Source organism: Massilia antarctica, from assembly GCF_015689335.1.
Taxonomy (GTDB): domain Bacteria; phylum Pseudomonadota; class Gammaproteobacteria; order Burkholderiales; family Burkholderiaceae_D; genus Telluria_A; species Telluria_A antarctica.
In genome coordinates, this window is sequence record NZ_CP065053.1 from 2478953 (window position 1) to 2501525 (window position 22573).

At 62.7% G+C, this 22573-nt stretch carries 19 protein-coding genes; 5 read left to right on the forward strand and 14 right to left on the reverse strand.

Annotated features, from left to right (window positions below; all coding sequences use genetic code 11):
• The first annotated feature begins 27 nt into the window (after positions 1-27).
• The 3 genes from IV454_RS11270 to IV454_RS11280 all read left to right on the forward strand — a co-directional run bounded on the left by IV454_RS11270 (position 28) and on the right by IV454_RS11280 (position 2567).
• Entirely contained in the window at positions 28-474 is a 447-nt protein-coding gene (locus IV454_RS11270) for a PaaI family thioesterase (RefSeq protein WP_054265988.1), read from the forward strand.
• A 43-nt stretch (positions 475-517) separates the two neighbouring features.
• Positions 518-1714 (forward strand): acetyl-CoA C-acyltransferase, encoded by a 1197-nt coding sequence (locus IV454_RS11275; protein ID WP_054265989.1) that lies wholly within the window; start codon positions 518-520, stop codon positions 1712-1714.
• Positions 1715-1787: 73 nt separating this feature from the next.
• Entirely contained in the window at positions 1788-2567 is a 780-nt protein-coding gene (locus tag IV454_RS11280) for an enoyl-CoA hydratase (protein ID WP_206091525.1), read from the forward strand.
• Positions 2568-2602: 35 nt separating this feature from the next.
• On the opposite strand, the gene IV454_RS11285 is transcribed toward IV454_RS11280, so the two are convergent.
• From IV454_RS11285 to IV454_RS11335, 11 genes are all read right to left on the reverse strand, one after another.
• Complete coding sequence (locus tag IV454_RS11285; RefSeq protein WP_054265991.1) at positions 2603-3112, reverse strand: RES family NAD+ phosphorylase; 510 nt, start codon at positions 3110-3112, stop codon at positions 2603-2605.
• Positions 3109-3525, reverse strand: a complete 417-nt coding sequence (locus IV454_RS11290) for a DUF2384 domain-containing protein (RefSeq protein ID WP_229522184.1) — start codon at positions 3523-3525, stop codon at positions 3109-3111. Before IV454_RS11290 ends, IV454_RS11285 begins: the two co-directional genes overlap by 4 nt.
• 218 nt (positions 3526-3743) lie before the next feature.
• A complete protein-coding gene (locus IV454_RS11295) occupies positions 3744-4706 on the reverse strand; it encodes a lipase secretion chaperone (protein ID WP_206091526.1) in 963 nt (320 codons plus the stop codon).
• Between the two features lie 7 nt (positions 4707-4713).
• Entirely contained in the window at positions 4714-6042 is a 1329-nt protein-coding gene (locus IV454_RS11300; RefSeq protein WP_206091527.1) for a sphingomyelin phosphodiesterase, read from the reverse strand.
• Positions 6043-6098: 56 nt separating this feature from the next.
• A complete protein-coding gene (locus IV454_RS11305; RefSeq protein ID WP_206091528.1) occupies positions 6099-8108 on the reverse strand; it encodes a neutral/alkaline ceramidase in 2010 nt (669 codons plus the stop codon).
• Between the two features lie 32 nt (positions 8109-8140).
• The gene (locus IV454_RS11310) at positions 8141-9034 is read right to left on the reverse strand and encodes a TorF family putative porin (RefSeq protein ID WP_206091529.1); all 894 of its coding nucleotides are present in this window, start codon (positions 9032-9034) and stop codon (positions 8141-8143) included.
• A complete protein-coding gene (locus tag IV454_RS11315; protein WP_206091530.1) occupies positions 9031-9450 on the reverse strand; it encodes a DUF2147 domain-containing protein in 420 nt (139 codons plus the stop codon). Before IV454_RS11315 ends, IV454_RS11310 begins: the two co-directional genes overlap by 4 nt.
• A gap of 32 nt (positions 9451-9482) precedes the next feature.
• Positions 9483-10760, reverse strand: coding sequence for an alanine racemase (locus IV454_RS11320; protein WP_206091531.1), 1278 nt, complete (start codon positions 10758-10760; stop codon positions 9483-9485).
• Entirely contained in the window at positions 10757-12145 is a 1389-nt protein-coding gene (locus tag IV454_RS11325; RefSeq protein ID WP_206091532.1) for a D-arabinono-1,4-lactone oxidase, read from the reverse strand. The genes IV454_RS11320 and IV454_RS11325 overlap by 4 nt, the downstream gene beginning before the upstream one ends.
• The gene (locus tag IV454_RS11330) at positions 12142-12501 is read right to left on the reverse strand and encodes a c-type cytochrome (protein ID WP_206091533.1); all 360 of its coding nucleotides are present in this window, start codon (positions 12499-12501) and stop codon (positions 12142-12144) included. Before IV454_RS11330 ends, IV454_RS11325 begins: the two co-directional genes overlap by 4 nt.
• Before the next feature lie 101 nt (positions 12502-12602).
• Positions 12603-13253 (reverse strand): TetR/AcrR family transcriptional regulator, encoded by a 651-nt coding sequence (locus IV454_RS11335; RefSeq protein WP_206091534.1) that lies wholly within the window; start codon positions 13251-13253, stop codon positions 12603-12605.
• A gap of 579 nt (positions 13254-13832) precedes the next feature.
• Here IV454_RS11335 and IV454_RS11340 point away from each other — a divergent pair.
• Positions 13833-15179, forward strand: a complete 1347-nt coding sequence (locus IV454_RS11340; RefSeq protein ID WP_229521887.1) for an ISL3 family transposase — start codon at positions 13833-13835, stop codon at positions 15177-15179.
• Between the two features lie 702 nt (positions 15180-15881).
• Here the strand turns inward: IV454_RS11340 and IV454_RS11345 are convergent.
• Together IV454_RS11345 and IV454_RS11350 are read right to left on the reverse strand one after the other, a co-directional pair.
• Positions 15882-20147 carry an RHS repeat-associated core domain-containing protein gene (locus IV454_RS11345; protein ID WP_206091535.1) on the reverse strand — a complete coding sequence of 1422 codons (4266 nt, stop codon included), beginning with the start codon at positions 20145-20147 and terminating at the stop codon, positions 15882-15884.
• A gap of 197 nt (positions 20148-20344) precedes the next feature.
• Entirely contained in the window at positions 20345-20722 is a 378-nt protein-coding gene (locus tag IV454_RS11350) for a hypothetical protein (protein WP_206091536.1), read from the reverse strand.
• A 431-nt stretch (positions 20723-21153) separates the two neighbouring features.
• Between IV454_RS11350 and IV454_RS11355 the strand changes: the two genes are divergently transcribed.
• Complete coding sequence (locus IV454_RS11355) at positions 21154-22134, forward strand: lipin/Ned1/Smp2 family protein (RefSeq protein ID WP_206091537.1); 981 nt, start codon at positions 21154-21156, stop codon at positions 22132-22134.
• Between the two features lie 84 nt (positions 22135-22218).
• On the opposite strand, the gene IV454_RS11360 is transcribed toward IV454_RS11355, so the two are convergent.
• On the reverse strand, positions 22219-22545 hold the full coding sequence (locus IV454_RS11360) for a hypothetical protein (RefSeq protein ID WP_206091538.1): 327 nt from the start codon (positions 22543-22545) through the stop codon (positions 22219-22221).
• Positions 22546-22573 lie beyond the last annotated feature (28 nt).

Here is a 22573-nt window from a genome sequence, read left to right on the forward strand (position 1 = left end):
AAATTTTTACTGCGAGTGAGGCCAAGCATGGTGTATGACCGTATCAAGCAGCAAATGATGGACACACTGCCGTTCGTGCGGCTGCTGGGCATCCGGATCGACGCGATCGGCAACGGCACCTCCGAGGTGTCGATGCCGGCCGACCCGAAACTGAACAACCACCTCGGCACGCAGCACGCCGGGGCGCTGTTCACCCTGGCCGAAACGGCGTCCGGCGCGGCCATGGCCGGCGCCTTCGCCGACCTGATTCTGGGTCTGCGTCCGGTGGCCAAGGAGTCGCGCATCCAGTACCAGAAAGTGGCCAAGGGCGCGACGCGCGCCAGCGGCCGCGTTCCGGGCGATATCGCGGCGCTCAAGGCCACGTTGAAAGCGGACGGCAAGGTGGCGTTTCCGGTGGAAGTGGACGTCTTCGACGAACACGGTACCCTGGCGGCGCAGGTGCAGGTCGACTGGTACTTGTCCGAAAAACGGTGAATCAGCATCCCATTTCGAACCACAGAATTTTTGAGAGAACACTATGAGCAAACAACTTCAAGACGCATACATCGTCTCCGCCACCCGCACCCCGATCGGCAAGGCGCCGCGCGGCATGTTCAAGTCCATGCGCCCGGACGACTTGCTGGTGCGCGCGATCCAGTCCGCGATGGCGCAAGCGCCCGGCCTCGATCCGGCACTGATCAACGACGCCATCATCGGCTGCTCGTTCCCGGAAGCCGAACAAGGTTTTAACATCGCCCGCATGTCGGTGCTGCTGGCCGGCCTGCCGAAAACCGTGGGCGGCGTGACCGTCAACCGTTACTGCGCATCCGGCATTACCGCCATCGCCATGGCGGCCGACCGCATCCGCGTCGGCGAAGCCGACGTGATGATCGCCGGCGGCGTCGAATCGATGTCGATGGTGCCGATGATGGGCCACCACCCATCGATGAACATGAATATGTTCACCGACGAAAACGTCGGCATGGCATACGGCATGGGCCTGACTGCGGAAAACGTGGCCAAGCAGTGGAAAGTGACGCGCGAACAGCAGGATGCGTTCTCGGTCGAGTCGCACCGCCGCGCCATCGCCGCGCAGCAGGCTGGCTTCTTCAAGGACGAGACCACCCCGGTCGAAATCATCACCCGCACGCCGAACCTGGCAACCGGCCAGATTGACATCACGACCCGCACGGTCGATACCGATGAAGGCGCGCGCGCCGATTCGACCATCGAATCGCTCGGCAAATTGAAGCCGGTGTTCGCGGCCAAGGGCACCGTCACCGCGGCCAACAGCTCGCAGATGTCGGACGGCGCCGGGGCGCTGCTGATCGTCAGCGAAAAAATCCTGCGCGAGCACAATCTGACCCCGCTGGCGAAGTTTTCCTCGTTCGCGGTGCGTGGCGTGCCGCCTGAAATCATGGGCATCGGCCCGAAAGTGGCGATTCCCGCAGCATGCGCCGCCGCCGGCATCACCCAGGACCAGCTGGACTGGATCGAACTGAACGAAGCCTTCGCCGCACAGGCACTGGCAGTCATGGGCGACCTGGGTCTGGACCCGTCCAAGGTCAACCCGATGGGCGGCGCGATTGCGCTGGGCCATCCGCTGGGCGCGACCGGTGCGATCCGCGCCGCCACCGTGATCCACGCGCTGCGCCGGAATAACCTCAAGTACGGCATGGTCACCATGTGCGTCGGTACCGGCATGGGCGCGGCAGGCATTTTCGAACGCGTATAAGCGTCGGTTAAAATAATGTCATCAAGGGCGCTGCGGTTTAACCTCGGCGCCCTTTTCACTTTTTGGAGAATACATGGATATTTTGACGAGCAAGGCCGACGGCATCCTGACCATCGAATTTAACCGCATCGAGCGCAAGAACGCGATCACCGGCGTGATGTACCAGGCCATGGCCGATGCGCTGGTCGGCGCCGAGAGCGACGACGCGGTGCGCGCGATTATCATCGCCGGCAAGCCCGAGATTTTCACGGCCGGGAACGACCTGGACGACTTCATGAAAAATTCGGCCCCGGTCGAAGGCGTGCCGCCCGAAATGCGTCCGGTGTTCCAGTTCATGCGCGCGCTCTCCGGCAGCAGCAAGCCGGTGGTGGCGGCGGTGTCCGGCGCGGCGGTCGGCATCGGTACCACCTTGCTGATGCACTGCGACCTGGTCTACGCGGCCGACAATGCCAAGTTCTCGATGCCGTTCTCGCAGCTGGGACTGTGCCCGGAATTCGCATCGAGCCTGCTGCTGCCGCAGATGGCGGGTTTCCCGCGCGCGGCCGAAAAGCTGCTGCTCGGCGAAGCGTTTTTGGCGCAGGAAGCCTACGACATGGGCCTGGTGTCGAAAGTGCTGCCGCTGGAAGAACTGCGTCCGTACGCGCTGCGCCAGGCGGCCAAGCTGGTGGCGCTGCCCGCCGCCTCGATCCGCGCGACCAAGTCGCTGATGAAGCGCTCGCGCACTGCGGCCATCAACGAGACCATGGGCGCCGAAAACGCCTTGTTCGGCGCCATGCTGCTCGCGCCCGAAGCGAAGGAAGCGTTCACCGCGTTCTTTGAAAAGCGCAAGCCGGATTTTTCGAGGTTCGCCTGATACCCTGGGCGTGGCGATCGCGCCTCCGTTGAGTATTACCAGGACGATTGGTTCTTTGGGAGATCGTTGTTCGGATCGTAGACGTTGATGGCATCGGCGCCGGTCAGCGCGTCAGTGTAGATGACAAGATTCTCTCCGCCGGTGATCGCGGAATTGAACAGGATTCCCTTTGCGTCGGCAGCAAGGACCTGATCGCCGATGACCCAGGATGGGGGTTCAATGCCTTGGTTGAAATGCATGTTCCGCCAGTCGCAGTAAAAATCTTGCCAGAGCGCGTCCCAGCCGCTGGTAAAGCCGCCGCGGAAGTCCACGATGGCGTTGATGCTTACGTTATAGCTGACCATGAGCCCGGGCGGCAGGAGCGCATCGAGCTGCTGGTACTCGGCTAGGGCGGTCTCCAGCTCCAGTGACAGGTAGAGCGCATTGACACCAGGCCGGTTGGCGCGCCCGCCATAGGCGCCGGCACCGGCCCCCGAGGTCGGCGCAAATGACCATTTCGGCTGGTGGACCCGGTAGGCAACAGCGTTGAGCGGGGTAAGAATCATCCGATGTACCCGGCTTGTAGCGACTGGATGTACTTGATGAGAGCGTCTGTGCGTTTTTCTGAAACGAGGTCCTGGGGCGTCTTGTAGTCGAATGTCGGCAGTGGATGATTCTTGAACCAGTAGATCGCTTTTTCGATGCTGCCGCTAATATCGGTGGCAGCGCACATCACGCGCACCGATTCACGCAGGTACGACTGGATGGTCTCGGTGTCCGGTGCCAGCCTGACGGTGTTCCTGTGAACGTGTGCCTGCGCCGCGAGCGTCTGCATATCTACCCTGAAAACAAGTCCGAATCGTTTTGGGGAAATCGACGGGCTCGCCTCGGAATTGAGGAAATTCATGAATTCGTCGAAGTTGCGATCGAATACAGGAACTGCCTCGCCGGCAGGGACGGTCATGTCTGCGGTAGCCATGTCTGCTCCTTTGTGCACTTTGTATGCACTATCATTGCACTATTTTCAGAATTGTTCAACCTTCCCATGCAGGGCGCCAACATGGCCAGCCAGTCGTCGCCCACTCGCGTGCGACGTAAGTGCAGTTCCTTTCGCCGTTGCGCGGGGAGCACATCCACCTGGCGGGGGTTATGCCTGGATGCAGAGTCGGAAGGCTGGCAAGAAGAAACCGCGCCGATTCAATGGAAGTGCTTTTGCCGCAATTGGCCTAGCCTGGAAAGATAGTCCTGATCACCAGCGTTCGGGTATTGGCGCTGTAGCGCCGCCAGCTCGTCGGCGTATGCGCTTCGCTGCGCCTGCTGCTGCTCGCTGCGCTGTTCCAGTTGCGCGATCTCCTGCGCCCGCTTGGGTGGGAAATGCCGCGCGAGCAAACGGTTCCGGAGCTGGTCCGCCGCCTGTGCGTCGCTGATGTCGAGGCGGGCCAGGCCCAGCTCGATGCGGTATTGCCCCATCGGCCCTTCTGCCGCGCGCAGGTCCTCATAAAACGCCCCGTAATGCTGACCGCGCAAGTCTTCCACCCTTGCCAGGCGCGCCGCCAGCGACATGCCAGCCGCCTCGCCGGCGGCGAATTCGTTCACGGCGGCGGTAAAGCCGACCTGCGCCTTCTCGCGGCCGAACCACGCCTGCGTTTCCTCGCGTCCCATCGTCGCTTCGCGCAGCGCGGACAAGCGTTGCAAGCGCTGCGACAGCGGCGTGTCCATCTCCTGTACCAGGTGCGATTGCGCTTCCTTCACGGCGGGCAGGCGCTCGATGGCGCGTGACGCAATCGCCGCCGCGCGTGGGTCCGGCCAGGCGGCGACCGCGGCGCGCAGCCAGCGCTTGCAATCATCGATGCCGAGTGCGGCGCATTGTGCCTCACCCGCGCGCCACCAATCCTGCAAGCGGCCCTCGCGCAGCATCCGCGGGCCGTTCGCGGCAAGCGTGGCCGCTGCGCTCGCGCGCCGCTCGATGGCCGACGCGCGCACACCAGCTTCGCCCACCGCGCCGCCCGGCGCCGCGGACGCCACCGGTGCGGCACCCTGGTCCGCCAGCGCCACCGGGTGCGCCGCGACCGGATCGGGCACCCCGTCCGGCCCGACCAAGCCGATATAGATGGCCAAAGCAGCCGTGGCCGACGCGGCAACCAGGATCGCGGTGCGCATCGCCGGCTCAATAGGCGAACAAGCCGGCCACCGGGAAGTGGTCCGACAGGTCATGCGCGTACCACACCTCGTCGCGCAGGCTGCGCAGGATGCGCACGTTGTTCTCCTTGCGCACCGGCTGCCGGTTGTCGTTGGCCACCATGATGTAATCGAGGTATTCGGTGGTGCCGCCAGACAGCGCACTGGTGGCGTTGACATTGACCGCCGCATCGAACGTGTAAGGGTAACCGGTGCTCGCCGGCGCCGAGGCCCGCAGAATCGACTGCATGCGAGCGTAATCGTCCGGGAACTTGAGCTTGTTGATATTCATGTCGCCGGCGATCAGCAGCGCGTCCGAGGCGGGGATTTTTTTGCTGTCGAGCATGGCGCGGATTTGTTCGAGGGCATGGAAACGCGTCTGGCGGGCTTCATCGCTATCCCTGGACGGCGTATGGGTGTTGCTCAGGTGGTAGGCTTTGCCGTTCTTCAGGATCTGGACATAATTGGCGCCCTTGTTCGCCAGGCAGTCGTCGCCGACGCAGCGGTCGAACACAATGATGTCGTCGGCCATGATCGGCCAGCGGCTGAGCACCATGGTGCCGCCATTGAGGAAGATGTTGGAAGGAATATCGACCAGACGCGACTGATAGGGGAAGGCGGTGCCAACCTTGGAGAGGAAGCGCGCGCGGCAGTCATTGTCGAAGATTTCCTGCAGCGTTACCGCGTCGTAGCCGTCCAGATTGGCGGCAATCTCGTCCAGCCGCGCGCAAATATTACTGGCGACCACCGGCAGGGCCCATACGTTATAGGTCAGGACCTTGAATTCGTCGGGCGCGCTTGCCGGCTCGACCGCGTTTTTGTTGTGAACCACGTAGTGGAGGTCGTCGTAACCGCCGGTGAATTTGGCGCGGTAGGAGGTCACCGACGCCTTCTGCGCGAACGTGGTGTCACGCTGATGGACGTTGCGGTCGCCGTACCATGGATCGTCGAAGCCGGCGCCACGCGCGGAGTGCAACAGGTTGCTTGAAAAAAGCGTGCCGGTCAGCTTCTGGCGCAGCACCATGCTGCTGTCGCCGCTGCTCACGGTGGTGTCGAAATAAAACGTCTTGCCATTGGTGATGCCGATGTTCCGGTTCATCCACATCACACGCCGGGTGGCGTAGGCGGGAATCACGCTCGCTTCCCGTCCCCAACTGCTGCCCAGCGCAAGCTGCGCGTCGCCGCTCTGGCTGACCTGGACCGTGACCGGGGCGGCGGTGGTGTTGGTGACATACACATACGATTCGGCGTGCGCCGCGTTGCCAAACAGGGCGCCCAGGCACAGGCAGGATAGAACAAGTCGTAGAACGTGCGGCATACTGATCTCCGGTGGTTGAAAATCCAGGCTCGATGGGCCAACGTGAGTTTGCTTCCTTAGTTGACCTGGAAGGTGCGGCTGGTGCCGCTCAGCGCGCGGATGCTGCCATCCCAGCCATTCTTGTAGTTGCCGTCATGCCGGATCCGGTACTGGCCGGGGGCAGCGTCGGCGGGAATGTCCCACGAAATGGCGGCCTTGGAGCTGCCCCACACCGGATCGACCCGCACCCAGCGGTAGATGGTGTTCCAGTCGCCATCGGTGGCGACGGTGCGCCAGGCGGCGCCTTCCCAGCGCTGCACTTCAAGGAAGCTGCCGTTCTGGCGCAGGTCGTTTTTCGGATGCCCGGTCCAGAACTCGACATCGACCCGCTGGCCGCGCGCGTAGCTGGCGTTGGCCTGGCGTACCACGTCGCCAAAACTCTTGAACAGCGGCGTGTTATCGAGGACCACGCCGGTCTGGAACGACAGCTGCTGGTTCGACAGGTCGCGCGTGGGCGCGCTGGGATAGGCCGGCACGCCCTGGCGCATCGCCGTGGCCAGTTCGTGGTAGCTTTGCTGATAGGCGCCCAGTGTCCACTTGCCGAAGTGGGTAGAGGCGCCTTCGTAGTGCTGGGCGTCGTATTCCTCGGGTGTGGTGATGTAGCCGGAGTACGCGTTGGCATAGCCGGCGATGACGACATGTTTGACACTGTCGCCCAGCGCTGCCTGGACGGTCTCGCGTATCCGGCGGCCGGCCATGATGGTCAGCTCTCCCGGCGCGGCCACGATCGCCAGCTGGCCGATGCGCACGATCGATACCGGCAGCACTTCCGGCGACCAGGGCACGGGCTGCTGCACGCCTGGCGCCAGCAGCACCGGCTTGACGCCATGGCAGTCGCGCACCCATTGCGGCGCTGGTGTGAGGATGCCGCCAATCGCCTGGAAGAAGGGATTGCCAGCCAGGTCCCCTTCATTGAATCCATCCAGGCCGCGGCCATCTTCCGTGCCGGCCGCGAACGCGGTGCCCAGCGCCGCCGGGCAGGTGCTGCGCGCGCGGCCGTCGGCAAAATTGGCGGCCACGGTGAGGCGCGAAAAATCGATGAAGCGCTGGCGGTAGTCCAGGGTGCCGGCCAGCGGCTCGAGCGCGCCGTTGTAGATCGCCAGCGCCTTTTGCAACTGGCGTTCGCCGATGATGCGCGTGTTATCGAATTCGTTGCGGGTGGGGCCGGTCCCGTCGAGGTTCAGGTTGGGTGTCATGTCGCCGGCGTTCGACTGCGCGAAGGCCGCCACGAAATCGCCGTCCGCGTTGTAGCGCACACCTTTGAGGTCGTGTTCCCAGCGCCAGGCCGCGTAGCCCTTGTTGTCGGAGCTGAGCAGGTGGTTGTTGGGGGTCATCGATACGCCGTGCGTGGCAAACCAGCTGATGACGCCCACGTCATCGGCGCCTTGCCTGAAGCGCAGCACCGTCATGTCCGGGTCAATCGGGCTGTTCCAGCGCTCGCGTTCTGCCAGCGGGTTGCGCAGGTAGGCGGGCAGCGAGCGGTTGTTGCTGGCATCGGTCAGCTGGCCCTTGCCGATGGCGATCGAGCCCGGTTTCAAGTCGCGGTGCGCCTTGTCGATGGCGGCCACGATGCCGCCGACCACGGCGTCGAAGGTGCGTTTGTTGTAACCGTAGGTGGTGATGTTGTACAGCGCGTAGTGGGAAAATCCGCCCGACCCGGAGTGCGTATGGGTGGCCGCCAGGATTACGTTGTCGGGCCCATACAGGCTGCCGTACCTGGCCCGCAGTTGCTTGAGCACCGCCTGCTGCACGCCCTGGAATACCATGCCCAGGTCGTTGTTGACGAAGACGATGCGCTTGCCGCTGGCCTGGTCGGCCACGATAAAGGCGCGGGCGCGCTGGCGCATGTGGATGCCCGCGCTCACTTGCGAGAGCGAGGCATAACCCATCATGCCCACTTCGGCGGCTTCGCCGGTGATGTCGGACATGCCGCGTCCGACCAGATAAGGATCGGCGCTGGCCGCGCCGCATGCCGCCGACAGTGCGATGGCCAGGGTCAAGCGCAGGGAATGGATGTGCGATGCCATGTGAGTCTCCTTGTTCTGGTGAGAATGGACTGTCAAAAACGCTTGGCCAGCGACAGGATCAGCGCCGCGCGATCCACCTTCCTGGTATTTCCCGCACTATCGGGCACCACCGCCAGTTCGCGGTTGCGCAGCACGGCGCCCGCCAGCTCGGCGCCAAAATCGAGGCCCCAGCGCGTGTGCACGATCCCCAGCTTGTAGTCAACCAGATCGGCGTCGCGGAAATGGCGCATTTTTTGAAAACCGATGTGCGCAATCAGCTTGTTCCTGCCATCGAGCTTGTGCTTGATGCCGACGTCGAGCAGGTGCGAGCCGCGCGAGTGTTTGAGGCCACCGTCGTAGCAGGCGATCGCCTTGCCCGGGGCGCCCCCGGCCAGTACCGCCGGCAGATAAGCCGTGCCGCAGATGGTGGCCGTGTTATTGCCGCGCAGTTCGTCGCTGAAGACATACAGATAGCGTGCCTCGATGGCGCCATAGGCAAACTCGAACACGCCGTAGCTGGTATCGAATTTGGTGTTGGTCACGCCCGTCGGTTCGCCCGTGCTCCAGTCGATGCCGGTCGGCGCGTCGTTGGCCTTCGCGCCCGGGAACCACTCCTGTGCCACACCAGCGCCGAAGTGCCAGCCATCGGGATTGCCCCAGCGGTAGCCGAGCGCGCCGGTCACCTGCAAGCTATTGGTGCCCGGGAAAATCTCCTTGCGGACCGTGCCCAGTTGCAGATAGCCGACCACGCCCGATTCGTGCACCGCTTCCATCGTCAGTTCGGCGCCGGGGCGGTTGTAGGTATCGGATACGCCGCGGTTCTTGCGGTCGGTGAGCAGCTTCGCTTCGATGTCGAGCGAGTAGCTCTGGATCGCCGGCTCGGCGGCGTGGGCTTGGCCGGTGTGGATGACGCCCGCCAGCGCGGCCAGCACGATAAATTTGTTCATGGCGTCTCCTTCGACTTGCAGCCGGCGGGGATGCTGGCAACGCGGGTCATGATCTCGGTCTCTCCCAGCAGTTCGGTGCCGATGTAGGCGCGCACCAGCAAGGTGTCGCCCTTGGTGCGCACGATGCCCTTGTAGTTTTTCCTGGTGCGGGGATCGTGCACCCAGCCGTTGCGCCAGGCGTCGTCCTGCCAGGTATTGAGCTTGGCAATCATGACGCCGCACGCGTCGTCCGGCGTGCCGGCATCCTTGTCCCAGACGATGGTGCCGCACAGCGCATCCTTCGGCTCGGCGCAGGCCTTGAACGCGATGACCGCGGCCTTGTCGGCGCTGAGCCACAGACCGGGTACGGTGTCCGGCGCGGCCCATGCCGGCGCCACCCATGCACATGACAGCAACATCATCGCTATTGCTCGCATCTCGTCTCCTTGTGGTGCTTCGGTTTTGGTGCTTATGGCATGGGTGTCAGTACCGGCCATCGCTGCGTGATCCGGCCCGACTCCATCACGACGATGTCGCCGAATTGCTGGAGCACGGACTCGCTCTGGCGTGGCCGAAGGAAGATGACATCGTCCACGTGCAGTTGTTGTGCGCCGGAGCCAAGCAGGACCTGCTGGTTCGACGACGTTCCATACAGGCCGCTGGGCACGATGCCGGCCGGCGAGACGGGATCGGCCAGCCAGTTGCCGCCATAGATGAACCAGGCGTGCGACTGGTTCACGTCCCACGCACGGACGGCGGCGCCGATCCATTCGACCCCGTTCGGCATGTCGAATTGCGCCGGCGCTTTCAGGACCGGCGTGGCGATGAATGCGGCCGGCGCCAGGTCGCCCAGCAGTGCGGTGTCGAAGTCGCCCGGCTTGACGAGGGCCGAGCCGAGCGCCACTTCGTTGGCCGCGCCTTTGCCGTCGTGCAGGCGATAAGTCGGCGAGCCGCCGGCGTTGAGGGTCAGGCCGTCCGCCGCCGCGCCGCCATGCAGCGCGCGGGTGGCCTGCGCGGCATAGTCGCGGTAAATGCCAAGCGCGTCGGCCAGGGCGCGCGCGCGCAGGCCCGGCAGGTTAGGCAGCTTGGTGATGTGGGCGTCGTAACCCATCATGCCGGACCACTGCAGGCGCGGTTCCGACTTCACGATGTCGAGCATCTGCTGCAGCGCGGCCGCACTGGCAACGCCGCCGCGATGCAAGCCGACGTCGATTTCGACATTCACGCGCAGCTGCAGCTGGCGCTGGCGTGCCAGGTCGCGGTACTGTGCCAGGCGCTGGGGACTGTCGACCAGCCATTGCAACTGGCGCGCCGGATCGAAGCCGCCATTCTTGAAACGGTCGTAGAACTGGGCGGCGGCGGCCACCGGCAGCGGCTTTCCAAGCAACAGATCGAGCGCCGGGCGCTGCGCGGCCAGCTGCTCCAGGTAGGCCAGGTTAAACACCATCAGGCGCTCGGTGCGCATTGCGGTGATCAAGTCGTCGAGCAGGGGCAGGCAGGGCAGGGATTTGGCCACCAGGCGCAGGTGCATGCGCCCGCCGATGTTGCGCATGACCTGGGCGGCATTGGCCAGCATGCGGTCGCGGTCGAGCACCATGGTCGGCGTGGCGATGCCGGCTGCGCGCAACGCCGCGGCCACGTGCGCGAAGTAGGCGTCGTGCGGGGCGCCGTGCGCGCGCGGACGCAGGGCCAGTGCGCCGGCGCCAGCCAGGCCGGCGATGGCCGCCAGCGCGGTGCGGCGCCTCATGCCGGCACTCCGAACAGGGCGCGCAAGTGGGGATTGAGCATGCGCCCGTGCGGGTCCATCTGCTGGCGCAGCGCCTGGAAGTCCTTCCAGCGCGGGTACAGCGCGGCCAGTTCGGTGGCGCTGAAGTTATGCAGTTTGCCCCAGTGCGGACGGCCGCCGTATTTGCGAAACACCGGGCCGATTTCCGAGGTCAGGTAGTCGTAGGCTTCGCCGTGCGCCGCATGCACCGCGATCGAGCAACTGTCGCGCTGGTAGAAGGGACTGAGCCAGGCGTCATCGGCTTTAACGAAGCGAAATTCAAGCGGGAAGAATACGTCGTTGCGCCGTTCCAGGGTGCGGATCACGTCGCGCACGCAGGCGATGCCCACCTCGCGCGGCACGTGGCATTCGGTTTCGTTAAAGCGGGTCGGACGCACATTCGAGAGCAGGCGGAACGAGCGGTTGGTGGCGTGTTCGGTCAGGTCCGCGTCGATCAGCCTGGCCGCGCTCCAGCGTCGCAAGCCGGGGAACTTGCCGAGCCAGTCGCGTAGCTGGCGCAGGTCGCGCAGCATGTCTTCGTCTTGCGACGGTGGCATCAGGATGTCGCTGCCGGCGTAGGCGTCGTGCGTGATGGCGGCGGCGTAGCCGGTGAAAGGCAGGTAGTAGAACTCAAAGTGGCGATGGATGCGCGCCAGTTCCGGCGCCTGTTGCAGCATCTCTTCGAGCGGCTTTAGCCACACCTTGCGCTGCAGGCTGTGCGCGGGCACCACGCGCATCGTCAGCTCGGTGATGACGCCAAGGCTGCCCAGCGACACGCGCGCGGCTGCCATCTGGTCGGCGTGGCGCTCTTGCTGCCACTCGGTGACGTCGCCCTGCGGCGAGACGATGCGCATGCCGATCACGTCCGCATGCAGCGCCGGCAGCGCGGCGCCGGTGCCGTGGGTGGCGGTGCTGATCGCGCCGGCCAGCGACTGCATGTCGATGTCGGGCAGGTTGCGCAGCGCCAGGCCAGCGCCGTCGAGCTGGCGCGACACTTGCGACAGGCGGGTGCCGCCTTTCAGGGTGGCGCTCATGGCCGCCTTGTCGTGGGAGCGCAGGCCGGAGAGGCGGTCGAGCGAGACGATCGTACCAAAGGTCGGCACCAGGGGAGTGAACGAATGGCCGGCGCCCACGCAGCGCACGGCGCCGCCCGATGCGCGCAGCAGCGCGGCGACGGCAGCTTCGTCGGCCGGTGCGGCCAGGGCGCGCGCCGTGCAGTGCGCGCTGTCCGACCAGTTTTTCCAGGTGACGGCGGCTTGGGCAGGCGCTGCCGCCGCCAGCGCCGGGATGGCGCGGCTGGCCAGCAGGCTCGCGGCCACCGCCCCGGTTTTCAGGAACAACCTGCGGCGCCGGGACAGGGGGCTCATGGCGTGGCCCCGGCGCTCATGAAGCGGGTGAGTGCGCGCAGGTCGTCGGGCGAGCAATCGTTGCACTGGCCCCGTGCCGGCATCGCGTTGAGGCCCTCGGCGGCATGCCTGACCATCTGGTCCATGCCCTGCGCGAGACGGCGTTGCCAATGTGGGGTGAAGCCGGTGAGGGGGGCGCCGCTGGCCGCGACGGCGTGGCAGGCCATGCAGGAGCGTTCGTAGCGTTCGGCCAGTTGCGGGTCGCTCGGGCGTGCGGCCTGGGCCCGTTGCAGATCGGCCGCGGCGGGCTTGTCGACTGACGCCGAACAGCCACACATGCCCATCGCGAAAACCGCCATGCCCAGTATCGTTCGCATCCGTTCACCCCGCAGCCGCATAGTTATCGGAACAATGTTCTGGATAATAACGACGTATCAAAAATAAAACAACGTTTTATTTTTGGGAGTGTTGCGGGGGTTTATGTGCGGAAACGGTGCAGGATTCCGGTCATTAATACATCGAGCAAGTCTTCCAGGTGCTGGTCGAAGGCGGCGTGTTCGAACCACTGTTCGGATTCGCCGAACACGAGCCGCAGCGAGGTCATGCCGTGGATACCTTCCCAGAAGATCTGGCCCATGGAGTCGAGGCGGTCGGCGCGCACCACACCCGATTCGGCCAGGGCCGCGAACAGCTGGCGGCCGAAGGCGTAGGGGTCCTGGGACTGGTTGCCATGTTCGATCTTGGCGCTTTCGACCGGCGCGTGGGGCCGGCGTTCCAGGAAGACCAGCGCGTACTGGTCGGGATGGAGCATGCCGAACTTGACGTAGGCACGGCCGGCGCGCTTGATGTTGTCGATCGGCGGCAGTGCCGGGTCGGTGGCGGCGCGCATGGCCTTGGCGAGGTTGAGCAGGTCGCTGTCCATGGCCTGGGTAATGAGCGTGGCCTTGTCCTCGAACAGCGCATACACCACGGTGGTGGAAAAGCCAGCTTCCTCGGCAACCTTGCGTAAGGTTATCGCGCGCGCACCGCCCGCCTTGATCAGTTTTCTGACGGCCTTGATGATGTCTTTACGGCGCTGTTCGGATTCCCTCAGCTTGCGATCCTGCACGCTGCTTGTTGCCTTCACCATGTGATTCAATCCTGTTAGATGCTTGGTACGCGGCCCGAGCCTATCAGAAATCATACGGGGGTGGGCAAGAATACGATTGGCGGTGTGGGCTGCCGGGGCTGGGCGGGGGCTTGCCTGGGAGGCATGCCTGAGCGCGTTGACTGGGGTGGCGCGTGATTGCGTTCATGTTTCGCTTTGCCGTCGGACTGCCGGGTTGCGCTCGGCGCTTCGGGGCGCGAGCCGCATCTCGGGGGCAACGTCGGGGCCGATGCGCCTGTCCACCAGCGCATGTGCTATCGAATTATGATGAAGATAAAAAGAATGAAAAAACAAATGTGAAAGGCGATCCACCCGGTTCGAACTCGGTAGACATGTTTGCTGGCCCTATGACGTTTCCGGTGAAACTTGACATCGGCTATGCTGTGAGTTTTTGCCGTCCCGGAATGCGGTCAAGGGCGGCGCGCGTTGTGCGCGTGCCGGCGTAGCGCACCCTTGACGGCATGTAGGGCGCATACGCTGGGCCATGGTCGTCGACGCGGCAGGCCGTGGCGATGACCATGGATAACAGGCGTGCCGGCGTATCCGGCTGGAGAAGGCAGTTTGAGTATTAGCATGGAAACCTTGTTCACCACCGCGCTGGGCTTGCAAGCTCCGTGGGAGGTGACTGAATTCAAGCTCGACACTGGGGCGCGACGGATCGATTTTGAAGTACGCTATCAAAGCGAGGAGATGGCCTGCCCCGTTTGCGAGACACCAGCACAGAAGATCCACAGCCGCATGCGGCGCAGCTGGCGACATCTCGATTTCTTCCAATATGAAGCTTGGGTGCACGCCGAAGTACCGCGCGTGCGCTGCCGCTCCTGCGGCAAGACCTCGCGCATTGAGGTGCCGTGGTCGCGACCTGGAAGTCATTTCACCTTGCTTTTCGAGGCGCTGGCCATGTCCTTGTGCCAGACGATGACGGTGGCCGAGACCGCCCGGCTGCTGCGTGTGACGGCGCATCGCCTGTGGCGCAGCGTCGGCCATTACGTCGCGGTGGCGCGCGGCAAGGATGACATGAGCGACGTGAAGCTCATCGGCATCGACGAGACCAGCCTTCGGCGCGGTCACCAGTATGTGACTGTTGTTCACGATCTGGACGCCAAGCGCCTGCTGTTCGCCACCGAAGGCCGCGGCCACGAGACGGTAGCCGCTTTCAAGGCCGATCTGATTGCCCATGGCGGGCAGGTGCAGGGAATCGCGCATGTCTGTATGGATATGAGCCAGGCCTACGTCAAGGGCGTCACCGAGCAATTGCCGCAGGCTCAGATCAGCTTCGACCGTTTCCACGTCATTGCCATGGCCAACGATGCCATGGACAAGGTCCGCAAGCTGGAAATGGCGGAACAGCCGCGTGTCGTTCGCAGCGCCTTGGGCACCGAACGCAAGACCGTCCGCGCATTGATGTGGGGAATGCGTCGCGACGCGCGTAGCTGGACGGCACGCCAACGCGACACGATGTATCTCTTGCAGCGCTCCCGACTCAAGACTGCAAGGGCGTGGCGGCTGAAGGAAGCATTGCGGGACGCCTATCGGCAGGCCGTTACCGCCAACAACGCGGAGGTGGCGCAGTCAGCGCTGGAGAGTTGGATGTCGTGGGCTCGCCGGAGTCGACTCGAGCCGTTCAAGAAGCTGGCGTTGACGCTGCGCGAGCGACTGCCGGGCGTCGTGCGCGGCATGCTCGATGGCCGCAGTAACGCCTATGTCGAAGCGATGAACGGCATGCTTCAGCAATCCAAGCGTGCAGCGCGCGGTTTCCGCAGCGCCGCCAATTTCATTGCCATCGCCTATCTGCGCATGTCCAAGCTGACTCATTTGCCTGTCAATCCCTTGCAGACAGCAGGAAAAAGGTCTGTTTCAATTAGGCGATACCGCGACGGTCGTCAAGTTTCACCGAAAACGTCATAGAGCCTGTTTGCTTAGGCCATCGTCCTTCAATTTTCTATGTTCGCTTGACCAAAGCCAAGCAAAGAACTCGGGTTTTAACATCCAGTCAATATTCACAAAATAAAACAGGCTGGGCATTTTTAATGTGCTGTAAATATCCCAATGCCGATCTCTTAAGCGGACTATCAGAATAATATTAAGTAATGTGCACGCGATCGCACTTGATATTGTTGTTATAAACATGATCATTTGAATGTCGCACATCGAATTAACCTATTTGCAGGAACATGTCTCTTCGCGCGAAGAGATTACTTTAGAGGATCCTATCGGGGCCACGGAAAAACTGGCTTCAATTCCAGCCTCTCCGGAAAATGCCAGATCGGATCCCGCCCTCCCAACCTTAACTGCACCATAGCTCACCCCTCCGCCCCAAGAAATTCCACCCGCCATTTTATAATAATCGCCATTAAAGACGTTCGGATCAGGGGTGGATGAGGAATCATTCAATGTGACGTTTGAGCCTGTATAACCAATGGGAAACGATAGCCCTGCACTTAAATACATTCCTCGTACTTTAACCCATGTCGTTATACACATCTTTTTTTATAATAAAATCAACGACTTGCGCCTGACATCGCTAGGGCGCCGTCGACATGAAACGACAGAGAATCAGTGCGGTTGATCTTAAAATACCCGCATTTCGCTTAATTTTTAGGCAAAACCTCATGGAAATCGCCGCCCCGGGCTGAAATGACGTTGCGCGGAAAAAGATGTGTATAACGATATGACTTTAACCACAGTTCTCTTGCCATTTATGCATTCAGAGGTTAAGGTATAAATATCCAGTCCGGCTGAGAGAACGCTCGCGCCAACGAATCCGCCAAGAACTGTGCCGGTCCATGTCACCAGCCCTGTTGGATCGATGTAGCTAAGAGGGTTAGCCAAGACATAAGTATAAGTATTAATTCCGCCTTTTAAACCGATCGGATCGCTCTGTATATAGCGGCCCGTCTGCGGATCATAATCCCTGTAGTAGTTATAATAGAGGTTTGTCTCGCGATCATAATACTGTCCAGGGAAACGAAGGTTGTAGATGAAATTCCCCAAGCGCATTGGGTTCTCATCCGGCGGATCTTCTCCGAATGGATTTGCGCTATCCCAGCGCCACATTATCTTGTTGTCGCTGGGACGGGTCACGACCCGCGGCGCCCCGAGGTGATCGGCGTAGATATAAAACGCAGTTTCTCCGGCACCCGTAGCACGCGGCGTGATGACGGCGACCGGCAAATTCTCAAAGTAAATTGTTTCCTGTATTGGCGTGCCGGCGCTATCGTACTCGCCGATCATTCGCCCGGACTCATCGTAGACAAAGTACGTGGAAAAACCAGCCGTATTTGACTTTACCGTACGTTGGCCCAAGCCGTTGTAGAGGTATTGAACGCCCGCGCCACCCACACCCGTGACACTGCTCAGCCGCCCGTTGTTGCCGTAAGCGTAGCGGATCGTTCCATCACTGATGAGGTTACCCGTTGCGTCGAACACATTGCGTTTCGCCGGCAACGGCCCGGACGTTGCAGCCAGCCGGTTGCTGCCAGGGTCGATCGTGCTGAGGTAGCTATTGGCTCCAAGAATAACTTTGGTCCGGTTACCGTTGGCATCGTACTCGACGCCTTGAGCGGAGGTGGCGGTGGTAACGCCGATCAGGCGATCACGTCCATCGTAGCTGTAGCGTTGATCCAGCTTGCCTGAGGCGGCGTTTCCTGTGTGGGTGCTGGCCACGATCCGCCCGGCGGCGTCATAACCGAGCGTGCGCAGCGCCCCACCAGCCATCAGGTGACCAAGCGGATAGCTCACTAGCCGGTTTTGAAGGTCGAACTGGCGCTCATACTTGTTGGGACTGCCCGCGCTGTGATTACCCCATAACCATGAGCGCGCGGCGCCGAACGGCTGGTACCTCATCTCGCTGAGAATCGTCACGCGCGCCGCATTCGGGCGGGTCAGGTCCAGGGAGGACGGTTTTCCATTGCTGTCGTAAGTGATGTCGATACGATTGCCGCTGGGGTAAGTCATCGAGGTGACATGGCCCACCGCGCCGCCCGTGCTGCCATACGTGTAGGCAGTCGCGAAGCGCCTTGCGGCCGCGCCGCTCGTCTGCTCCTTCTTCAATAGCCTCCCCATGGCGTCGTAGGCGTATGTGGTGTTTCCCGCCTCGTCCGTCATGGTCGTGACGCGGCCCGCTGCGGGACTGCCGCCTGCGCCATAGTCAAACGTGCTGGTGCCGATGGCGCTCACACGGCCCGCCGCGTCATACCGGTAGACAGTTTTGCGGCCTCCGGCATCAAGGCGCGATAGCGCGTTTCCCGCTGCGTCGAACTGCGTGGTCGTTGTGCCGGTATCAGGACTGATCAGGGCCGTTTGCTGTCCCAGTCCGTTGACCACATAGCGCGTCTGCAAGTGGCGCGGATCGACCACAGACGCAAGCTGATCCTGCGGCGTGTAAGCGTAATCAATCGTGGCCTGCTTGCCCGTGGCATTTGCCGCGGGCAGCGCCTGTTGTATCAGACGGTTAAACGTGTCGTAAGTTCCCTGGCTGACGTGCCCCAATGGATCGGTGCTCGATGTCAGGTTGCCGACCGAATCGTACTCGAAGCGCGTACCTGGATCGTTCGCGCTTTTCTGTTCGCGCTGCAGGCGATTGAGGGCGTCGAAGGCGCGCGCGCTCTGCCCGACGAGTTTGCCGTTCGGGTCTTTTACTTCCTGGCGTAGGGTATTACCCATCGCATCGAGCGTGACGTCGATCCGGTTGCCGGCACGGTCGCGCAGGCCGGTGAGGCGGTGGGCATCATCGTACGTGTACTCCAGCGCCGAACCGTCGGGCGCCACCATGCGGATCAACTGGCCTATGAGGTCATACTCGTAGCGCGTGGTTGCGGCCTCTCCGCTGGCCGCGCGGATGGTGCTGGATATCAAGCGCTGGCGCAGGCCGTATTCAGATTCCACAATGTGGCCATTCGGAAGCGCAATTTTGGTCGGCAAGCCATCCTCGCTGTATTCGAGGTAACTGGTGACTTCCCCAATGCCGTTGCGCACGCTCGCCAGGTCGCCTGGATGGTGGCTTGCGCTGGTGTCGGCGTAATAGATCATGCTGGCCGATTCAGCCTTGCCATTCGCATCGGCCGGTCCGCTACTCGTCAACAACTGCCCGCTTCGATTGTAGGTGTAGCGCCATTCAAGGACCGGGCCGGTCCCGGTCGCCGCAAAACCGAGCGCGCCATTGCCGTCGGTGCTCGCCTGCACGGTCGCACGGCAGACGACGGCAATCGGTTTCCCGTTGGGCAGCAGCGCGCCCCCGGCACACTCGACTACCTTGCCGGAGGCCTCCCGCTGGCCGTTGTACACCTTGGTTTCCAGGCGTGCCGGCCCGGCAAGCCCGACAGCCAAAGGCCAATCCGGATGCCAGCGCGTGCTGTTCTTGCGTGCGCTCGCGGGACACGCGGCGCCTGTGGCCAGCCCCGTGATGCGTGCGTTTTCCGTTCCGCGCAGCGGGTCGCTGATAAAGCAGGTCTTGTTCCCGTTGAAGTCGGTTTTGCTCGTGACATCGCCGTTGACGCTGTAGGCCTTGGCACTGGCGCCGGCGGCGCAGCCGGCACCGGCTGGCTGGCTTTGCGCGGTAATTCTGCCCGTACCGTCGGTGCCGTACGCAATGGACACGGTGCGGCTGCTGCCGAGCGGATCGGTCACGATCCGGCTGTTCCGGTTGGGATAGGCAAACGTGTAGCGTTGCGCGCCGCCGGCGTGCTCCGACAGCACGGCCTTGGCATCGATGTTGTAAGCGTACGTGGCAAAGCGCTTGCCGTGTTCGTCGGTGATGCCCGTCAATAGGAAGCGCTGGTTGGCATCTTCGTAGTGGTAAGTCCGCGAGGCCATGTCGGCGCCGGCGCGGTCGAGGAAATGCACGCCGACCAGGCGGCCCATGCCTTCAATCGGCCCATAGCCGGGCACGGCCGCCTGCTCGTATTCGTAACGCACACTGCCGGTGGAGCCGGAGATCGACGCGATGGTGTCGCCCTCCCACCTGATCGTCACGCCACGGCCGCCGGCGTCGGTCATGCTGGCGAGCTGCTTGTTCTCATCGTAAGCGTAATGAGTCACCGTGCCGTTGCGGGTGTATGCGCTGCTGAGCCTGAAACCGTCGTCGATCTTGGTGAAACGTTCGACCGTTCCGTCGGGCGTCGTCAGCAGCCAGCCGGCATCGTTCTCTTGCGCTACCAGGGTCATGCTCCTGTCGTAGTCGGAACGGTAGGTGCCGTCGGCCTGGCGCGAAAACTGGAAATAGCTGCCGTCGCTGAGGGCGCCACTGACTTTCCGCCTGATGGTGGTCCCGAAGTCCCTGGGGGCATGGAAGGCGCGCTCGAAGGAAAACGACCAGCCCATGCCGGCTGATTGTCCGAGGCCGTTTTCGCGCACGCTGCGGTAGGTGCGCCCGATACGCAAGGCGTCACCGGGTCCTGCAACGAGGTCGGTTTCATGCTGGACTTTGGCGCCGCTGACAAATTGAACCGGATTCCCCGCCGAGCCTTCGCATGACAAGGGAACGGGGATTTCCGGCTTTTCCTTGAGGCAGACGCCTTGAGGATAAGGCTTGTACCCCTGCGTGCACATCAGGAGGGTGCCCCCATACACTTCCACACCACCGGCCCTCAAAAAATGCGGGTAGATGCAGGCATACCAGTCTCGGTGACCGTCATGCGGCCGCATCGCCTTCAGCGGCCGTCCCATGTGTTTCATCGCGGTCTTCTGACAAGCGGTCAGCGGGTCGGGTGCATATGCTTCTGGTCCCACCACCCCTGTGTAGTACGTCCAGCCTAAGGTTCCTTCGGGCAGGCCGTTTTCCGCGTGCGCGTTGCCATGTATCAGCGCGACGAACAGGAATATGACACGCAGGAGATGAGTGAGCGACGGCAAAATGCGGAGGACGCGAAAATTCATGGTTTTCCAGTCTTTGGCAAGAGATGCGGGCAAAAATTGCCGCACAGAAAACCAGCTTATCGAATTTCGGATTGGAGATATTGCCGTGTCGCCATTCTGCCGTTGCGGCTGAAGCATGCCGGCGGGGTGGCAGGCCACAGCGGGGCGCCGGCAGCGGACCGGACGTGCGCAGGTCCGGCCGGACGCCAGGGGGGCCTTTACTCCGGCCAGGCAATCGTGGGACCGTTCTGGATCGAGCGGATCAGGATCGGCGCCACGTGCTGGATCTTGTTCCAGTCAAAATAATAGCGGTCCATCGTTGCCGGCGACGCAATGTGGCGCTTGACGCCATTGTCGATCAGGTACACCGCCGCATCGCCGAACGCCTGCGCCAGCACGGCGCCGTGGCTGAGCGGTGTTCCCGTATCGATATTGTTCAGATGCGGGTCTTGCACGACGCCATTCCAATCGCGGAACAGCTTGTTGTACGTGTCCGGGTCGGGGATGTGCCGTTTCACGCCCTGATCGATGAGGTAGATTGCCGGTGTGCCGGGTAGCTGCATCCGCAGACCGTCGAGATCTTTTCTGATAGCCATGATGTTCACCTTGATGGGTTGCGCCGCAAGCGATACGCGAACTCCTCGCCACCGGCCGCGCCGTTGCGGCAAGACGGACTGGCCAGCCGGGCAAGGAATAGTCAGGCGCGACGCGCGCACGGGCAGCCTTGTGGGCGCTCCGTGGATGTCGGCGCAGCCGCGCCTGTCCAGCCAGATTACGGGCGGTCCGCTTTCCATCAGTTGTGGCCGCTCAAGCGCCGGCCTGACGCGGCACGCCGGCGCAGCGACGCGCCATCCGCGCCTCGTCTGTACACCTCACGCAACAGTCGATCTTGTTTTTTGAATAAGCAGAAGAAAATGGCGCCATTGCCATTTTATAAATCCTCATGGCAGCGTAATGTTGACAGTCCACAATTTAAAAGTTTGTGTCGAAGTCCATCGATTAGTCCCATCATCCATAGGAGACGTTCATGTTGAAACCCGTTGCGCGCTGTGTTGCGATTGCCTGTGCCTTGTCCGCCTTGCCTGCCGTTGCCGCCTGTCCCGATTACACGACCGCGGCCAATCCGCCGGCCTTCTCCGGCCCCGCGAAAAAGACGTTTTCAAAGTTCGGCAATACCATCCTGGCGGGCTTGTACAAGCCCTGGCACATGGCGCACGACACCATCGTCAAGGCAGGTTCGCAAGCGACTATCACGGGCAAGTTCGACTATGACGCGCTGCTGCACAAGGATCTGGAAGGCGAGCGCGTTCATGCGTATCTGTACGGCACCGGCATGTCCCAATGGCAGTACGTCGGCAGTTACGTGACCGACAGCGACGGCAAGATCAACGTGCCGCTGGGCGTGCGCGCGGTCGGCGACTATGTCGTGCGCTTCGTCGTGGAGGGGGATCTGAGCAGCACCACCGGCTATCTGAGCGTGGTCGATCCGGGGCGCGAGGCGGTGGTGTTCGATATCGACGGCACCCTGACCATCAATGACTTCGAAGCCTATGCCGATTATGTCGGCGTCAAGACCGCCACGCCGTATTACTACGCGCCGCAAGTGGTCAACGCCTACCGCGAAAAGGGGTACCAGGTGATTTTCCTGACCGGGCGCCCGTACTGGGTCACCAGGGATGGACTGGAGTGGCTCGATATCCAGAAGGTCGGGCGCTGGCATTATCACTCCAATCCCTACGGCGGCGGTCCGATTCCGCCCGATACCCAGAAATTCAAGACCGACTACCTGCGCCACTTGCGCGACGTGGTCGGCCTGAACATCGTGCGCGCCTACGGCAACGCCAGCACCGATATCGCCGCCTACGCCGACGGCGGAATACCCAAGGCGAATACCTATATCATCGGACCGAATGCCGGCAAGTCGGGCACCCAGCCGATCCACGGCGAGTATGGTTCGCACTACGCGTTTGTGGTCACGCCCACGCCGGTGGCGAGCTGCCGCCGCTGAGGCGGCGCGCCTGAACGTCCCGACGCCCGCGCGTGTTCCCCGCTACCTTCCCCCGAATGGCAGCGGGAACCCGGCCCTCGCCGCTTACTGCTTGAGCCACGCGCGGCAGGCGGCGGGAATATCTTCGGTGCGCTTCAATTCCATGCACACGCCCCATGAACACTGGGCAAAGCTGCCGTCGGCGTTGCGCTTGAGGGTGGCGTCGGTCAGACCGATCATCTTGTCGCCGCTGATCGTCAATGGCATGGCGCTGTACTTGCCCATCGATTCCCAGCATAACGTGCCGGTACCGTCGGCGCGCAGCAGCAAGGTGTGCGTCTGTCCGCTTTCCTTGCCCACCCACAAACCGGCCAGGTCCGGCGTTGGCGTGGGCGCGTAGCGGGGCGCGGCGCGGTCGGGCTGGTGGCGCAACCGCCGAGGATCAGGTACAGCAAGGCAA

Bases quoted from the DNA above. Each gene is read 5' to 3' on its own strand.
- IV454_RS11315 (WP_206091530.1), bottom strand. From the start codon at position 9,450: ATGCGAGCAATAGCGATGATGTTGCTGTCATGTGCATGGGTGGCGCCG.
- IV454_RS11300 (WP_206091527.1), bottom strand. From the start codon at position 6,042: ATGCCGCACGTTCTACGACTTGTTCTATCCTGCCTGTGCCTGGGCGCC.
- IV454_RS11330 (WP_206091533.1), bottom strand. From the start codon at position 12,501: ATGCGAACGATACTGGGCATGGCGGTTTTCGCGATGGGCATGTGTGGC.
- IV454_RS11325 (WP_206091532.1), bottom strand. From the start codon at position 12,145: ATGAGCCCCCTGTCCCGGCGCCGCAGGTTGTTCCTGAAAACCGGGGCG.
- IV454_RS11310 (WP_206091529.1), bottom strand. From the start codon at position 9,034: ATGAACAAATTTATCGTGCTGGCCGCGCTGGCGGGCGTCATCCACACC.
- IV454_RS11305 (WP_206091528.1), bottom strand. From the start codon at position 8,108: ATGGCATCGCACATCCATTCCCTGCGCTTGACCCTGGCCATCGCACTG.
- IV454_RS11320 (WP_206091531.1), bottom strand. From the start codon at position 10,760: ATGAGGCGCCGCACCGCGCTGGCGGCCATCGCCGGCCTGGCTGGCGCC.
- IV454_RS11275 (WP_054265989.1), top strand. From the start codon at position 518: ATGAGCAAACAACTTCAAGACGCATACATCGTCTCCGCCACCCGCACC.
- IV454_RS11355 (WP_206091537.1), top strand. From the start codon at position 21,154: ATGTTGAAACCCGTTGCGCGCTGTGTTGCGATTGCCTGTGCCTTGTCC.
- IV454_RS11295 (WP_206091526.1), bottom strand. From the start codon at position 4,706: ATGCGCACCGCGATCCTGGTTGCCGCGTCGGCCACGGCTGCTTTGGCC.
- IV454_RS11350 (WP_206091536.1), bottom strand. From the start codon at position 20,722: ATGGCTATCAGAAAAGATCTCGACGGTCTGCGGATGCAGCTACCCGGC.
- IV454_RS11345 (WP_206091535.1), bottom strand. From the start codon at position 20,147: ATGAATTTTCGCGTCCTCCGCATTTTGCCGTCGCTCACTCATCTCCTG.
- IV454_RS11285 (WP_054265991.1), bottom strand. From the start codon at position 3,112: ATGATTCTTACCCCGCTCAACGCTGTTGCCTACCGGGTCCACCAGCCG.
- IV454_RS11290 (WP_229522184.1), bottom strand. From the start codon at position 3,525: ATGGCTACCGCAGACATGACCGTCCCTGCCGGCGAGGCAGTTCCTGTA.
- IV454_RS11280 (WP_206091525.1), top strand. From the start codon at position 1,788: ATGGATATTTTGACGAGCAAGGCCGACGGCATCCTGACCATCGAATTT.
- IV454_RS11270 (WP_054265988.1), top strand. From the start codon at position 28: ATGGTGTATGACCGTATCAAGCAGCAAATGATGGACACACTGCCGTTC.
- IV454_RS11335 (WP_206091534.1), bottom strand. From the start codon at position 13,253: ATGGTGAAGGCAACAAGCAGCGTGCAGGATCGCAAGCTGAGGGAATCC.